The organism is Mycobacterium sp. SMC-2 (assembly GCF_025263485.1).
GTDB lineage: Bacteria > Actinomycetota > Actinomycetes > Mycobacteriales > Mycobacteriaceae > Mycobacterium.
The window spans coordinates 968,294-983,106 of sequence record NZ_CP079863.1 but is presented as its reverse complement, the minus strand read 5'-3'; the positions used below and the strand labels follow the sequence as shown (position 1 = coordinate 983,106).

Annotated in this window: 13 protein-coding genes; 2 read left to right on the top strand and 11 right to left on the bottom strand. The window is 67.2% G+C overall.

Translation table 11 applies throughout. The annotated features are described in order from the left end of the window. Nucleotides 1-34 precede the first annotated feature (34 nt). Both KXD96_RS04700 and KXD96_RS04695 read left to right on the top strand, forming a co-directional pair. On the top strand, nt 35-1,417 hold the full coding sequence (locus KXD96_RS04700; RefSeq protein ID WP_260743243.1) for a YhgE/Pip domain-containing protein: 1,383 nt from the start codon (nt 35-37) through the stop codon (nt 1,415-1,417). Nucleotides 1,418-1,496: 79 nt separating this feature from the next. Continuing rightward, on the top strand, nt 1,497-2,606 hold the full coding sequence (locus tag KXD96_RS04695; RefSeq protein ID WP_260745214.1) for a phosphodiester glycosidase family protein: 1,110 nt from the start codon (nt 1,497-1,499) through the stop codon (nt 2,604-2,606). Nucleotides 2,607-2,708: 102 nt separating this feature from the next. Here the strand turns inward: KXD96_RS04695 and KXD96_RS04690 are convergent, their stop codons facing one another. Genes KXD96_RS04690 through KXD96_RS04640 form a run of 11 tightly spaced genes read right to left on the bottom strand, consistent with a single transcriptional unit; the run spans nt 2,709 to nt 14,812 of the window. Further along, on the bottom strand, nt 2,709-3,407 hold the full coding sequence (locus KXD96_RS04690; protein ID WP_260743242.1) for an Mce protein: 699 nt from the start codon (nt 3,405-3,407) through the stop codon (nt 2,709-2,711). Continuing rightward, a complete protein-coding gene (locus tag KXD96_RS04685) occupies nt 3,374-3,928 on the bottom strand; it encodes a mammalian cell entry protein (protein ID WP_260743240.1) in 555 nt (184 codons plus the stop codon). The genes KXD96_RS04690 and KXD96_RS04685 overlap by 34 nt, the downstream gene beginning before the upstream one ends. Next, nucleotides 3,925-4,893, bottom strand: coding sequence for an RDD family protein (locus KXD96_RS04680; protein ID WP_260743239.1), 969 nt, complete (start codon nt 4,891-4,893; stop codon nt 3,925-3,927). The genes KXD96_RS04685 and KXD96_RS04680 overlap by 4 nt, the downstream gene beginning before the upstream one ends. Next, the gene (locus tag KXD96_RS04675) at nt 4,890-5,675 is read right to left on the bottom strand and encodes an Mce protein (RefSeq protein ID WP_260743237.1); all 786 of its coding nucleotides are present in this window, start codon (nt 5,673-5,675) and stop codon (nt 4,890-4,892) included. Before KXD96_RS04675 ends, KXD96_RS04680 begins: the two co-directional genes overlap by 4 nt. Next, a complete protein-coding gene (locus tag KXD96_RS04670; protein WP_260743235.1) occupies nt 5,645-7,195 on the bottom strand; it encodes a virulence factor Mce family protein in 1,551 nt (516 codons plus the stop codon). The genes KXD96_RS04675 and KXD96_RS04670 overlap by 31 nt, the downstream gene beginning before the upstream one ends. Continuing rightward, a complete protein-coding gene (locus KXD96_RS04665) occupies nt 7,189-8,349 on the bottom strand; it encodes a virulence factor Mce family protein (RefSeq protein WP_260743233.1) in 1,161 nt (386 codons plus the stop codon). Before KXD96_RS04665 ends, KXD96_RS04670 begins: the two co-directional genes overlap by 7 nt. 50 nt (nt 8,350-8,399) lie before the next feature. After that, the gene (locus KXD96_RS04660) at nt 8,400-10,013 is read right to left on the bottom strand and encodes a virulence factor Mce family protein (protein ID WP_260743231.1); all 1,614 of its coding nucleotides are present in this window, start codon (nt 10,011-10,013) and stop codon (nt 8,400-8,402) included. Beyond that, nucleotides 10,010-11,602, bottom strand: a complete 1,593-nt coding sequence (locus tag KXD96_RS04655; RefSeq protein ID WP_260743230.1) for a virulence factor Mce family protein — start codon at nt 11,600-11,602, stop codon at nt 10,010-10,012. The genes KXD96_RS04660 and KXD96_RS04655 overlap by 4 nt, the downstream gene beginning before the upstream one ends. Further along, nucleotides 11,599-12,639 (bottom strand): virulence factor Mce family protein, encoded by a 1,041-nt coding sequence (locus KXD96_RS04650; RefSeq protein ID WP_260743229.1) that lies wholly within the window; start codon nt 12,637-12,639, stop codon nt 11,599-11,601. The genes KXD96_RS04655 and KXD96_RS04650 overlap by 4 nt, the downstream gene beginning before the upstream one ends. Next, on the bottom strand, nt 12,636-13,937 hold the full coding sequence (locus KXD96_RS04645) for an MCE family protein (RefSeq protein WP_260743228.1): 1,302 nt from the start codon (nt 13,935-13,937) through the stop codon (nt 12,636-12,638). The genes KXD96_RS04650 and KXD96_RS04645 overlap by 4 nt, the downstream gene beginning before the upstream one ends. A 5-nt stretch (nt 13,938-13,942) precedes the next feature. After that, nucleotides 13,943-14,812: an ABC transporter permease gene (locus tag KXD96_RS04640; RefSeq protein ID WP_260743226.1), complete on the bottom strand. Its 870-nt coding sequence runs from the start codon at nt 14,810-14,812 to the stop codon at nt 13,943-13,945. Nucleotide 14,813 lies beyond the last annotated feature (1 nt).

The window sequence follows — 14,813 nt, the reverse complement described above, 5'->3', positions numbered from 1 at the left end:
GCCCATAGAGTGGGCGTGACAGACAGGAGCCGGCATGTCTCAATCGCGGCCGCAGCACGCGGCGCCCAACCCGAACCGAAACATCAAGGCGGTCCGGACCGTGCGGTTCTGGGCGGCGCCGCTCGTCATCACGCTGGCCCTGATGTCGGCGCTGTGCGCGCTCTACCTCGGCGGCATTTTGAACCCGATGACCAACCTGCGGCACTTCCCCATCGCCGTGGTGAACGAGGACGCCGGGCCCGCGGGCGCGGAGCTGACCAATCGCTTGGTCAACGGCCTGGACAAGAACAAGTTCGACATCCGGGTGCTCAGTCGCGATGCGGCCAAGCACCAACTGGACACCGGACACGTGTACGGCTCGGTGCTGATCCCGCCGAGCTTCTCGTCGAAGCTGCGGGACTTGGCGACGAGCGCGGTGCTGCCCGGTCACGTGGAACAGCCCGTCATCACGATTTCGACGAACCCGCGGGCCGGCACCCTCGGCTCCAGCATCGCCAGCCAGACCCTGAACATGGCGATGGGCGTGGCCAATGGCGAAGTGGGCGAACGACTTATCGCGCAGGTCCGGGAGCAGACGGGTGGTGCCCCGCTCGTCGGGGCCGCGGAGGCGGGCCTGGCCAGTCCGATAGACATCGAGTCGAAGGTGTACAACCCGCTGCCCAACGGCACCGGCAATGGGCTGTCGGCCTTCTATTACGCGCTCTTGCTGCTGCTCGCGGGGTTCACCGGCAGCATCGTGGTCAGCACCCTGGTGGACGCGTTGCTCGGTTACGTACCGGCGGAATTCGGCCCGGTGTACCGCTTCGCCGAGCAAGTCAAGATCTCGCGCTTGCAGACGCTGCTGCTCAAGTGGGCCATCATGGTGCTGCTGGGGCTGCTCACCTCGGCGGTCTATCTGGCGATCGCCCACGGGCTCGGCATGCCCATAGACCTTGGGTGGCAACTCTGGGCGTACGGGGTGTTCGCGATCGCCGCGGTGGGCATCACCTCCAGTTCGTTGCTCTCGGTGCTGGGCACGGGCGGCCTGCTCGTCAGCATGCTGATCTTCGTGATCCTCGGGTTGCCGTCGGCGGGCGCCACCGTGCCGCTGGAGGCGACGCCGACCTTCTTCCGCTGGCTTGCCGAATTCGAGCCCATGCACCAGGTTTTCCTGGGTGTCCGGTCGTTGCTGTACTTCAAGGGGCACGCGGACACCGGGATATCGCAGGCGCTGATCATGACGACGATCGGCCTCGTCATCGGGCTGCTGCTGGGTGGCATCGTCACGCACCTCTACGACCGCAAGGGATTCCACCGCATTCCGGGTGCGGTGGAGATGGCGATCGCCGCGGAGCATCAAGCACAGCACCAGGCGCGCCTGGGCAAGAACAACCGGGCGGCCGCGGCTGAACCCGAAACCGCAAGCGACGAAACGTAATTCGAACGCCGCCCCAGCGTCATCAGCCCGTTATCTAGATTGACAGTGTGATGGATGTGACTGATGATGTTTTTGTTGCATCCAGACCAGGGCCGAAAGGGCGATCGTGCTGACCCGACGCGCCAGCTTGCGCCGGCTGGTGGCCGGCTGCACCGCCATGGTCGCCGGCATCGCCCTCGCGTGCACCACGGGGCAGCCGGTCGCACGCGCCGCCGATGGGCGTGACCTGCTGGCCAACGCCATCAACACCACCAAGGGCTCGTACCTGGTCTACAACTTCGGTCCCGGCCACCCCGCGCCGATGCTCAACGCCGGCGGCAGCTGGTATGAGATGAACAACGGCGGCCACCTGATGATCATCAAGAACGCGGCGGGACGGCTGTCGCCCCACCTGCTGGTCGACACCCACCGGGGCGACCAGGCGCGCTGCGAGAACAATCCCGGCGCCCGCACCGGTGAGGGACTCTGGCAGGCATCGGAACTCTATGCGCCGCTTCAGGCCTGGCAGCGGATGGGTCAACCCACGATCGCGATCAACGCCAATTTCTTCGACGTGCGTGGGCAGAAGGCGGGCTCGTGGCGGCAGACCGGCTGCAGCTCACCGCTGGGCGCCTTCGTGGACAACACGCACGGCCAGGGCCGCGCCAACCAGGCCGTCACCGGCACCATCGCCTACCCCGGCAAGCAGGGCCTCTCGGGCGGCGGCGAAAGCTGGAGCGTCCTGACGACGATGATCCTGCCGTCCGGCGGTGCGCCGTACGTGGTGTGGCCCAAGTCGAAAAGCGACTACGACTCCGCCACCCCCGTCGTCCAGGATCTGCTGAACAGGAACGAACGCTTCGTCGCGGTCTCCGGGATCGGGCTGCTGGCCCCGGGCAACACCAAGCAGCTGCACGACGGGGGGCCGAGCGCGGCGCGAACGGCTTTGGCGTACGCGAGGCAGAAAGACGAGATGTACATCTTCGAGGGGGGCAGCTACACCCCGGACAACATGCAAGACCTGTTCCGCGGCCTGGGCAGTGACAACGCAATCCTGCTCGACGGAGGCGGGTCGTCCGCCATCGTGTTGCGCCGCGACACCGGCGGCATGTGGGCCGGCGCGGGCTCGCCGCGGGGGTCGTGCGACACCCGGCAGGTGCTCTGCGATTCGCACGAACGGGCGCTGCCCAGCTGGCTGGCCTTCAACTAGCTCGGCCCGAAGCGGAAGATCGGCAGGCTGGCCGCCGCCACCGCGGTCAGGTCGATCGCTCCGACACCGGCGAGGTAACGGCCGTGGCTGTAGCAGTCCGCGCTAGACGTGCGGCGTCAAATCCAGCGAGGTGATGGTCGTCATCCTGGTCACCAGCCAGCGACTTTTCGCGCGCTTCAGGAACAGCCGGTAGGACAGGTACTTCAGCGAGGGCACGTTCTTGGTCAACGGGCTGGTGGACGTGGTGTTGGTGTACACGATGACAACGGCGTTGGCATTGTCGATCGATTCGACCGCCGCGCCGGTGACGTCGGTATGGTTGGTGATCTTGGCCTGCTTGTTGGGTCCCACGATGGCGTCGACGAACTTGCGGTACTGCGCCTCGAAATCGCCACTGAGGTAAGTCGACGCGCGGTCCGCGAGGGTGTCCATGTTCTCCGGCGTGTATGTCCACAGCGTGGTGATCGCGTTGGCCGCGGTCCGCGCGACCTTGAGTTTCGTCGCGGCGGCGGCACGATCGTTCAGGTAGGGCTGCATCGCCGCCCCGGCGAAGGCGGCGGAGCCGACGAACAGCGCGGCGGCCACGACGACGGCGATGGCCAGCCGCTTGCCGGCCAGCCTCTTCCGAGCGGCAGGTTGCGCTTCGGCGGCCTCTACGTCGCCTTCGTCGCCCGTGGGTTCCGCTGCGGCAGAGGCGCCCTCGTCGGTGGTAGCGGACTCGTCGCGCTCTTCGACCTCCTCCGAGGCGGCGGCGCTCCCGTCGGCGGTCAGATCACCTGCTGCAGGTTGCTGATCTTCCACTGCTTTCCTTCCTGCGTGGCGGTCGCCGTCCACCGATTGGCGTTTTCCCAAACTTGTTTACCGTCAGGCGATTTGCTGCTCACCGCGGTGGCCACGATGGTGGTGACGCTGCCGTCGTCGTTCCAGCGCTCCACCCCCGCGTCCAGGACGGTGCCGGTGGCCGGTTCGGCCCGGGCCACCTGCAGCAAAATCTCGTTCGCCTTGTCGCGGTACTCCTTGGCGAAGTCGCCGGTCGCCTGGCCCAGCACCCGCGTCACGTAGTCGTTGGCGTGGAACGGATCGATGGAGGTGAACTGCGTCATGAAGCCGGTGACGTAGCTGAGCACCTCCCGATTCTTCGACGCGGCGCGTTCGCGCGATTGATGGTCGATGAGCATCAGGGTGCACAACGTGATCGCCGCCGCCATGAAGACCGCGGCCACGGCGCTGGCCAGCGGCAGGCCCCACGGCCGCCCGGGCGGCACCGGACGCGAAACCAGCAGCGACTCCTCACCGGGCTGAAACTTGCGGCGCGGGCTCATTTCCCGCCCCCCGGCGGTTTGGGCTTGGTCAGTACCGTTAGGTCGTCGACGAGCCAACGGCCGCCGTCGTTGGCGAAAGTCACCCGAACGGTGGCGGAGATGTAGCGTTCGTCGGGCGCCGCACCGCGCCGTCCCTGCATGAACATCAGCATCGTCGCCCTATCCGGCGCCGCCGACTGGATCGCGTGGTCGGTCACCCAATACTCGTTGATGACCGGGTTGCCCTTCTGCACCATGTCCTGCTGGGCGGCCAGCTGCGGCCGGTACTTAGCGGTCGCCAACGACAAGGCGCGGGCGAAATCGTCGTGCAACGACTTGGGGTCGTAGGTCAGCATCTGCGCGACGATTTTCGGGCCCTGGGTGTCGAGCTGTGCCCGCGTTTTGTCGGTGGCCCGGTCCTGGGCGAACACGGCCCCATAGCTCATCGCCACGCCAGCAACGCACAGTCCCGCCGCGCCGAGAACCACGACCGCCGTCCACCGCCGCGCGTTGAACGCGGGCTCGGCCGATTCGCGACCCCGCGCTTCGGTGCGCAGCAGCATGTCGGCGAAGGTGCGGCGCCCCGAATCCCACAGCGGCCAAAGCCATCCCACCACCGATACGGTGTCGAGCAGGTGCGCAAGGTCACGCAGCAGCAGTCCCCACGGTCCGATGGGCTCGCTATCGCGCCGCGCCACCGCGATGCCGAAAAGGGCCCGTCCCAGACTCCAGCCCGTGATCGTCGGCAGCAGCAGCCGGTTCACCAATACCAGCAGGATGACGACCCCGATGATCGCGATGCACAGCCACCACCACATGCCGCTGGGCGGAACGGTGAAACAGGTCACCGCCATCGTCACCACCACCGCGGCGCCCGGCAGGACGTCGACGGCCAGCGCGCCGGCGCGAACATGCCAGGGCGCCAAGGCGTTCCGCGGAGACTTCGGGACCGCAGGGGCCGGTGGCTGCTCGACCACCACCGTCACTTCGTCACCTGGTCGAGCTTGGCTATCTTGTATTGCCCCTCGGCCTGAGCCATTTTCACCCGCAGGCGGTAGCCGGTTTCGTTCTGCGTCTGATCGTTGGCGACCTTGACGCGGACCGCGACGAGCACCTCCACCGAGCCGTCGGGGTTGTTGCGCTCGACGGCCGCCCGCATGTCGGACACCTGGACGTGGACGTTGGCGGCCTGATACGCCTGGACGAGCATGCTCGTGTAGAGCAGGGCTTGCGAGCGGAAAGCCTCTGTGCCGCAGTCGATGATCTTCTGCTCACTCGCCGCCATCGCATTGGTGTCCGGCGCCTGGGTCGCCGAAACGCACTCGACGGCCGCCTTGAGCGCAGCGGCGTTGTTGCGAGCTATCGCTTGGCTTTCGTGGTGGTAGCGCAAGGCGAGGTAACCGCCGGTGCCGACGGCCGCGGCGCAGACCACGAGCGTCGCTGCGATGCCGGCCAGCCAGCCGCGACCCATCCGCGACGGACGACGGTCGGGGGCCTCGCCGGGCCCGGCGCCGGAGTCCGCCGGCTCCTCGGCAGCGGCCTCGGGTTCGGCCTCCGCGGTCACCTCGGCCTCCGACGTCTGTTCGGGCGTCACATCGGGGGTGGGCGGTTCGGCCGCGTCCCCGGGTCCGGCGGAATCCTCGGTCGCCGCGTCGGGATCCGTCGGGACGAGCGCCGGGTCCTGATTCTTCGGACGCCGTCGGCGCAGACGGCGAAACTTCGGCATCGGTGGGGGGTTCAGCCGGCTGGTGCCAGCATCTCCTTCCATCCGTCGTCTCCTGTTCTGGCCGAGTTCTCGACGGAGTATTTAACCCCGTCTGGCCCTACCAGTTCACCGCTTTGGGGACTATAGACCGCCGTGGGAGGCCCGCTGGGCGTATAGACACACGGGTTGGGCTGCTGGCCGTTGCACTGCACGGTACCCGACCCCGGCCGCGACAAGGGATCGCTGGTCGGCGGGGGCGTCCCCGCCACCCGGTCCGACGGCGCCGGGTTGAGGCCGTTGTCGATCGACGGCGCCGGGATCACCTGCCCCGGCTTCACCGGCTGGTCGCAGCGCGCGCCGGGTGCGGGGCAGGTCAGGATCTGGTTCGGGTCGCCATACCAGGGGTTGGTACCCGCGGGCACATACGGCTTGGGGTCGCGGCACTCCCGTGGTGTGGCCGCCCGTTTGCCCGGGATATCCGTGCACGGGATGTTGCGTGAACCGCGCACACTGTTGGCCGGGGTATCCATCGGGATCTTGCAGTACGTGCCTGTCGGCAGCGGCTGCATGCTGAGGTCGGCCGGGGAGCGCCACTCCGACGCCGGGATGAAGCCGGTCAGGCACGGCGGCGGCTGGTTGATCGACAACGCCAGGTCCAGTGCCGCCATGTTCGGGAACGGCGCGGCCACGGTCTGGGCGATCGACGCGCCCTGCGGCAGGAACACCAGGACCTGCTCCAAACCGGTGTGGTAGCGCTTGAGCAGGTCGAAGACCACCTCGAGATTCGCCAGGGTCTGCGGCAGCGAGTCCCGCACGTCGCTGAAGACGTCGTTGACCTGATCGGCCGTCGGTGCCGCTTGGCGCAGCACGCTTCTGACGTGCTGGTCTTCCCGCGCGGACTGCGCGCCCAGCTTGTTCAGGTTGCGCGCCCACCGTTCGATCGCATCACCCGACTTCACCTGGCTGTCCAGCACCGGGCCCGAGTTCTGAATGATGTCGTTGACGTCGGTGATGTTCGTCTTGAAATCGCCGACGATCGCCTGAGTGGAGTCCACCAGCCGCTGCAGGGCGGGGCCCAGCCCACCCACGGATTGCGCTGTCTCGTCGAGCAATTGGGCGATCTTGTCCTTGGGCAGCACGGCCAGCCCGCGGTTGGCGGTGTCCAGCGCAGGCCCGATCTCGGCGGGCACCGTGCCCTTCGTGATCGTCTGCCCCTCCGACAGGAACTTGCCCGGATTCCCGGTCGACTCCAGGTCCAGGTACTGCTCACCGACGGCCGACACCGAGTGCACGTTGGCAGTCGCGTCGATCGGGATCTTGTAGCGGCTGTCGATGCTCATCGTCGCTTCGGCGCCCCGCTCGGTGGGCTCGACGTCGGTGACCTTCCCGATGGTGATGCCGCGATACGTCACGTTCGCCGTCGGGTACAGGCCCCCGGACGCGGGCAGCTCGGCCTTCAGCGTGTAGCGACCGATGCCCGCAAGGCTCGGGAGCTGCAGGTAGTACACCCCGAGCACGAGCAGCGAGATCACCGTCAGGATCCCGAAGGCGACCAGCTGGCGTCGAACGAACGGAGTCAGCAATTCCTGTCCCCCCTTTCCACCAGCGGTCCACCGGGCGCGTCATTCGGGTTCGGCGTGTAGCGGACGTCGGGGATCATCGTCTCGGGATCACGCCCGAACGACTGCTCGAGCGCGCGCAGGGCCCCCGACAACCCGGTGCCGGTGAGGAACGCGTTGTCGACCGAGCTGTAGGTCACGTCGAGCGTCAGCGAAATGTTGATGTAGTCACCCCGGAAGATCTTCGGCACGGTGTCGATGTCGAACGGCTGGGTGAGAATCAGCTTCAGCGCGCCGACCAGATACGGCGATGCGCGGCCCAGTTCCTTCAACGGGCATTGCAGCGCCTGCAGGTCCGTGTGCAGCGGCCCGCGGGCCTCCGACAGGTACTGATCTGCGGCCTGGCTGAGCCGGCCCACCGCGTCGACGGCGTTGATCAGCAGGTTCTTCGTGTCGGCGAAATGCTTGACCAGCGGCGGGATGTCGGTGAGCACCCGGTCGAGGACGTCGGCCCTGCCCCCCACGTAGGTGAGCAGCCGGTTGGTCGAGTCGATCGCGTGGGTGATGTCATCGCGCTGCTCGTTGAGCTGGCTGGTGAAAGTGTCCAGCTTGCCCAGGAAGGACCGGATCGCCTCGCCGCGGCCGTTGAAGATGTTGTAGACCTCGTTCTGCAGCACCTCCAGGTTCGGGATGCCACCGCCGCGCAGGATCAGCGACAGGCTGGCCAGCGTCTGCTCGGTGGTGGGATACGACGAGGAGTTCTTCAGTGGAATGGTGTCGCCGTTCTTCAGCAATTCATGCGAAGGGTTCGGCGGCGCGGCCAGCTCGACGTGCTGGGAACCCAGCAGCGAGGTCTGTCCGATCTTGGCGATGGCGTTCTTCGGCAGCTTGACGTTCTTGTCGACACCCAGCGTCAAGGTGGCGATCCAGTTCTTCAACTGAATGGCCTTGATGGAGCCGACGAAGACGTCGGCGACCATCACCTTGGAGTTGCCGTTGATCGCCAGGGTGTCCGGCACCTGCACGTAGATCGTCATGGCGCCCGAGCCGCTGCCCGGGCCGCCGGGGATCGCGACGTTGGAGATCCCGCGCCAGCCGCACGAACTCAGCACCAGCGCGGCCACCAGCAGGACCAGCCCCTGCCAGGCCCCGCGGCGGATCAGCCTCACTGCCCGCACTGGCCGTCGGTTCGGCTTGCTCCTCGCGCGTTCCGCGCTCGTCCCGCGCGTCACTGGCCACCCCCGAAGTCAGTCGGCACCGCCGGCCCACCGGCGTTGGGCGCGGGCGCCGCGACCGGCGCGGGCGTCGGGGCGACCGGGCCAGGGGCCACGTCCGGCCCGGGTGGCGGCGGCTGGATCGGCACCGGCGCGTTCAGGCCGATGGGCGGCACGATCGGGTTCTCGTCATAGGCGTTCGGCGGTCCCGGCGGCGTCTGCAGGTTCGATTGGACGGGCGCGATGTTGGGGCCTCCCATGAGCTCGGCCAGCGAATCCGGGGTCATCAGGCCCGCGGTGATCGGCCCGACCTGTTGGCCCTGCATCCCGGGTGCGACGACCCAGCCGGGCTGGGTGTTGCGGTGCGACGTCGGGGTGTCCGGCACCCAGATCCCGGGCACGGTGGTGTCCTTGTAACCGTTGGGTGGGCGCAGCCGCTCTTCGGAGTAGGCGATTTGCTTGGGCAGCGTCTCGGCGGTGCTGAACAGGTTCGCACCGAACGGCAGGTAGTTGAACTTGATCGCGTCGAGGATGGGCGCGAGGTATTGCGCGCACAGTTCGGCGGACTCTTGATACCCGAGCCGGCTACCCGCCTGAATCGAGCTGCAGATGAACTGCATCGGGTTGGCGAAGTTGGTGATCGCCGGGATGGCGACCACCGAGCCGTGCGACGGGTGATAGATCTGGTTGATGTTCGCCGCGGCCGTCGGAAGCACGTGCAGCGCGGTCTCCAGCCCGTTGAGCGGGTCCGGCTGCAGGATCGTGTTCGTCACCGTGGCCAGGTTGTTGACGTCGTAGGTCAGCACCTCGCGGTTCTTGTCCAGGAACGGGCGCACGGTGGACAGCAGACCGTCGAACTGCTCGATCGCGTTCGACAGGTCGCGGTCGTTGTGCGCGAGCCGGGTGGTGAAGTCGGCCAGGTTCTGGTTCAGCGCGACGAACTGCTGGTCGTCCTTGTGCAGCGCGTTGACGAACAGCGCCAGGCTCTTCACGACCGCGAAGAAGTCGCCGCGGCCCTCGTTCAACGCGGTCAACGCCTGCGACAGGTTGCTCAGCGTGGTGTTGATCTCCTTGCCCTTGCCGGCCAGCCCGTTGGCATAGGACTCGATGACCTCACCGAACGGTCCCGTCGGCTGTTCCGGTGTCGGGCCCAGCTTGGAGATGATGTTCGTGATGCTGTTGCGCAGCTGGTCCCACTCCACCGGGACCTGCGTGCGCTCCTCGGGGATCACGGCGTTGTCGGCCAGCACCGGGCCACCCTTGTAGGGCGGCTCCAGCTGGATGGCCCGCGAGGCCACCAGCGTCGGGTTCAGGATCACGGCGCTGGCGTTGGCGGGAACCCGGTACTTGTTCTCGTAGTGGAAGGTGACCTTCATCTTGTCGCCGACGGGCTCGATCTTGTCGATCGCGCCCACCCGCAACCCCATGATCTGGACCTTGTCGCCCGGGTAGAGCGCATTGGCCGCCGGGAAATAGGCCACCACCGTGTTGTTGGTCAGCTTCTGGTAAAGCCGCCAGCCGACGAACCCGACGACGAGGGCCAGCACGATCACCAGCGACCCGATGATCAGGGTCGCCCGGGTCAGCTTCGGTAGCCGGATGTTCCGGATGTCAAAGGCGGTGCTCAATTCTGGCTACCTCCCCCGGCAGCGCCGCTGCCTCCCGCTCCGCCCGGGTTGATGAAGGGCGCCGGCAGTTGCTCGCCCGGCCCGGGTGGGGCCGCCGGACCCGGCGGCAAACCGGGTGCGAACGTCGACGGTGGCGGCGTCGGTCCGGCCGGCGCCAGGTTCTCGGTGCGCGCACCCGGCGGTGCCTGCGCGGGCAGCGGCACGGGCGTCCCCGGGACGTTCGGCGGCGGGTCGCCCGGCCGCCCGGCGATCGGCATGCCCGGCGTCGGCGGAAGGCCGTCCGGGTTCGGCGGCGAGGTCATCACGTCGACCGGCGCCGGGAAGCCCGAGCCGCCGAACGGTCCGATTCCCCCACCGGCGCACGGCAGCGGGTTCCACGGCCGCGGCAGGCCCTCGTCGCCGACGGTGACGTTGCCGCCCGGGTTGGCCGGGGTGTAGGAGCAGGGTGATCCGGGAGGAACGGCCGGCCCGGGGTGCTCCGGCGTGCCCTCCAGCACCGGGGGTGCCGGCGGCGGTGCGCCGTTGGGGAACCGGGTGCCGTTGGGGTCGGGCCAGCGGAATTCGGGCAGGCCGGCGCTGCGCCAGAAGTTCTCCGGGTCGATGCCGCGCTTCTTGAAGGCGGCGTCCACCCAGGGCTGAACGATCTGGTAGAGCGCGAGGTTGTGCAGGACCACCTTGAAGAACGGCCCCGACGCGATGGCCTCGTTCAACGACGGCAGGAACTGGCCGACCTCGGTGAGGCCCGCGGCGACGTCGTCTTTGCGCTCTTTCAAGATGTCGCTCACGGTGCGCAACTGTTCGAGCACGTGGTTCAGGTTCGGGTTGTCGTTGATGAAGCCCTTGACCTGCTCGGAGAAGGCGGCGACGTTCGCCAGCAACGCGTCGATGGCCTGGCCGCGTTCGTTGAAGGCGACCAGCAGCGTCTTCGCGTTGACCAGCAACCGATCGACCTGGTCGCTGCGGTCACCCAGGACGCTGGCCACCTGGTTGGCCTGAGCGAGCAGATGCTTGACCTGCTCATCGCGCTTGCCGATCGTGTCGGAGAACTTGGCGACGCCGTCGAGCGCCGCGCTCAGGTGAGGGTAGGTCTGGTCGATGGTCTGCGACAGCACGTGCAGCGATTCCTTGACCGTGTCGATGTTCCAGCCCTGCGCGGCCTTCGTGACGTCGAAGAACGCGTCGTAGATCTGGTAGGGAGTCGTGCTCTGTCCGATCGGCAGGGTGGCCCCGGGCCGCAGCGGCTGGGCGCCCCTCGCCTCGACGTCCAAAATCTTCTTCCCGAGGATGGTGTCGGTCTTGATCGCCAGCCGGCTCTCGGTGCCGATCGTGGCGGTGCCGATCGAGAACTTCAGCCGAATGTGGTCCCCGTCGATCTCCAGGCCCTCCACCTTGCCCACGTCCACCCCGGCGATGCGCACCTTGTCACCCGAGTTGATGCCCCCGGTGTCGGTGAACTGCCCGTAGTAGCTGGGCTTGGCGAAGATCATCGGCACGCTGGTGAAGCTCTGGCCGACGCCGATGACCAGGATCGTCACCAGGATGCCCATGAGGCCGATGCGAACCCGGTTGGGCGGTTCCAGTGTTCTCATTGCGGCGTGCACCTACCCGTCGGCTGCTGGAAAAGCCGGACCGTGCGGACCGGGCCGCCAGGCTGCAGCCCGTTGATCTTGAGCGAGATGTCACAGGCGTAGAAGTTCACGAAGTCGCCGTAAGAGCCGATGGCGCGCCCGATCATGTTCAAGGCGGTGGGCACCCTCTTCAGGTAGTCGTTCAGCCCGTCGCGCTGGTCGATGAGCGGCTGCTGGATCGCATCCAGGTAGTTGATGGTCTTGTGCAGCAGCCCGCGGTCCTCGGCGAGCAGGTCGGCGACCGTCCCGGCGGCGTTGCTGATGTGCGCCGTCCCGCCCGCCAGCTGGTCACCGTGGTCCTTCAGCCCGGTGATGAGCACCTCGAGGTTGTTGACCGTCTGGTCGAACTGCTGGCGGTGGCGGACCGTGGTGTCCAGCACGATGTTCAAGTTCTTGATGACCTCGCCGATCGCCTGGTCGCGCTCACCGAGCTGGGTGGTCAGCTGCGCGGTCTGATCGAGGATGTCGTTGATGGTGCCGCCCTGGCCCTGGAACACGGTGATCAGCGCCGTCGCGATGGTGTTCACCTTCTGCGGGTCCAGCGCCCGGAACAGCGGTTTGAAACCACCGATCAGCGCGTCGAGGTCGAGCGCCGGAGAGGTCCGCGACACCGGGATGAACCCACCCGGCGGCAGGACCCGCTCGGCACCCTGGCCTTCGCCGCGCTTGAGCTCCAGGTAGCGGTTGCCGATCAGGTCGAGGTAGCGGATCTGCGCGGTCGTCGACTGGTACAGCGGCACCGAGCGGTCGATGTTGAACTCCACGCGCGCCCGCTTGCCGCCGTCGATCAGTTTCACGGAACTGACCTTGCCGATCTCCACGCCCGAGGCGCGGACGAACTGGCCCGCCCGCAGCCCGCTGACATTGGTGAACTCCGCCGAGTATCCGTTCGTGCGGTCGAAGCGCATCTGCCCGAATACGACGATGATCATCACAGTGAAGATCAGCAGCACCAACGAGAAGATGCTGAGCCTGACGATGGTTCCGGTGATTTTCATGGGTTGATCGTGTTGTCCCCTACTTGGCGGCCCCAGACGTACTCGATCGCGTACGGGGAGCCGGTGTCGAGGTGGTTGTACGGCGCGAGGCTGTTGCCGCTGTCTATCACCAATTCAGGTGCCGGCCACAGGTCGTGGGTGATCTGCTGCCAGCAGCCGGGGGCGCCCCCCGGCCCGCCGCGCGCGTTCACCCGCGGCAGGTTCTCCGGGTAGGTGTACGGGTTGGGCGCGCCGCCGACGACCCCGGCGAGCCCACCCACCAGGCTGGCGAGTGTGGCCACCGCCGACACGGGGTTGGCCAGCAACCCCAACCCGGACAGCGCCTCGGTGTGGGCGTTCAGCGAGTAGCCGTTGCCACCCAGGAACGAGGAGGCCTTGGGCTCGATGTCGTGGTAGTTGCGCAGCGTGCAGAAGATCTCCGGGCTGTAGGTGTCCAACAGCTGCGCCGACGGCACCAGGTCTTGGGCGCCACGCGCGAGATACGGGCCACCGCGTTGGAAGATGTCGGCACCGGTGTTGCCGAACCCGGCCGCCGACAACAGCGCCTGATCCAGATCCTTCTGCTGCGCGTTGATGGTGCGCGAGGTGATCACCGCGTTGTTCAAGAAATCGAACAGATCGGGTGCCGCGTCGGCGTAGGTGTCGCCCAGCCCGGCGAGCTGCTGAATGTCGTGGCGCGCCTGCGGCATCTGGGGGTTGACGTCATCGAGGATCGCGTTGGCGTTGACGACCGACTGGCCGAACCGATCGCCCAGCCCGGTCAGCGCCTGCGCGGCCGCGCTCAGCGTCAGGTTCAGCTTGACCGGATCCACCTTCTCCGCGATCGAAGTGACGGTCTGGAACAGCGTGTTGATCTCCGTGGTCACCGACCGCGCGTCGATCACCGTGCGCGGGTTGAGCTTTTGCGGCGACGGGTTCTTCGGCGTCGTCAACGACACATACTTGCCGCCGAACACCGTGGTCGCCTTGATGTCGGCGTTCACGTTGGCCGGGATCAAGGTCAGATACCGGGGGTAGACGTCCAAGGTGAACTTGGCGGCCGGCTTGCCGTCGCGCACCACCTCGGAGATGTTGGCCACCCGGCCGATCTCCACCCCGTTGTAGGTGACTTTCGAGCCCGGATCCATCACCAGCCCGGCCCGCGACGACAGCATCGTCAACTGGGTCTTGGGCGTGAAGTCGCCCCGGAACTGCCCGTAGACCAGGCCGAGGGCCACCAGAGCGATGATCAACGCGGCGATGCCTGCCAGCTTGTACGGCGGCTTCCGGGGGGCGTTGACCTTCACTGGCGATGTCATGGCGGCTACACCGTGAGCGCGAAGTTGGGGTTGACGCCATAAAGCGCCAACGCGGCGGCCAGAACGACGACCTGCACCGACACCAGCGAGAACCGCATGGATCGGCCGACGGCCTCGCCGACGCCGACGGGACCGCCACCGGCGTTGTATCCGTAGAAGCAGTGGGTGATCATCACGACCGCCGTGATGATGATGGCCTCGACGAATGACCAGAACACGTCGTCGGGACGCAGGAACGTCCGGAAGTAGTGCTCGTAGGTTCCGTTGGATTGCCCGTACAGCACCGTGGTGGTGATCTGCGGGGACAGGAACGACATGATCATCGCCAGCGCGTAGAGCGGAATGATCACCACCAGCCCGGCCATGATCCGGGTGGTCGCGAGGAACGAAATCGACTTGATGCCCATCACTTCCAGGGCGTCGATCTCTTCGCTGATGCGCATCGCACCCAGCTCCGCCGTGGCACCCGCGCCGACGGTGGCGGCCATCGAAATACCCGTGACGACGGGCGCGGCGATGCGCACGTTGATCAAGGCGGCGAAGAAGCCGGTGAACGCCTCGACGCCGATGTTGCCCAGCGAGGCGAAGCCCTGGATGGCGACCAGGGAACTACCGGACAGGGTGACGAAGCCGACGATCGCGACGGTGCCGCCGACGACGGCCATGGCGCCGGTGCCCATGCCGATCTGGGCGATCAGCCGCAGCGTCTCCTTGCGGTAGTTGCGCAGCGCGTGCGGGATGTGCCCGACGGCCACCGCCCCGAACCAGGCCATCTGGCCGACGTCGTCGAGGCCGCGCGCCGCGGCACCGCCGTAGCGGTTGAGGTTTTCGGCCGCCCGCGGGAAGCGGGAGCGGAATACGGCAGCGGTTGACATG

Excerpts from the sequence above, each read along its gene's own strand:
- KXD96_RS04700 (WP_260743243.1), top strand. The coding sequence starts at position 35 with ATGTCTCAATCGCGGCCGCAGCACGCGGCGCCCAACCCGAACCGAAAC.
- KXD96_RS04685 (WP_260743240.1), bottom strand. The coding sequence starts at position 3,928 with ATGAGCCCGCGCCGCAAGTTTCAGCCCGGTGAGGAGTCGCTGCTGGTT.
- KXD96_RS04675 (WP_260743237.1), bottom strand. The coding sequence starts at position 5,675 with ATGGAAGGAGATGCTGGCACCAGCCGGCTGAACCCCCCACCGATGCCG.
- KXD96_RS04655 (WP_260743230.1), bottom strand. The coding sequence starts at position 11,602 with ATGAGAACACTGGAACCGCCCAACCGGGTTCGCATCGGCCTCATGGGC.
- KXD96_RS04650 (WP_260743229.1), bottom strand. The coding sequence starts at position 12,639 with ATGAAAATCACCGGAACCATCGTCAGGCTCAGCATCTTCTCGTTGGTG.
- KXD96_RS04645 (WP_260743228.1), bottom strand. The coding sequence starts at position 13,937 with ATGACATCGCCAGTGAAGGTCAACGCCCCCCGGAAGCCGCCGTACAAG.
- KXD96_RS04640 (WP_260743226.1), bottom strand. The coding sequence starts at position 14,812 with ATGTCAACCGCTGCCGTATTCCGCTCCCGCTTCCCGCGGGCGGCCGAA.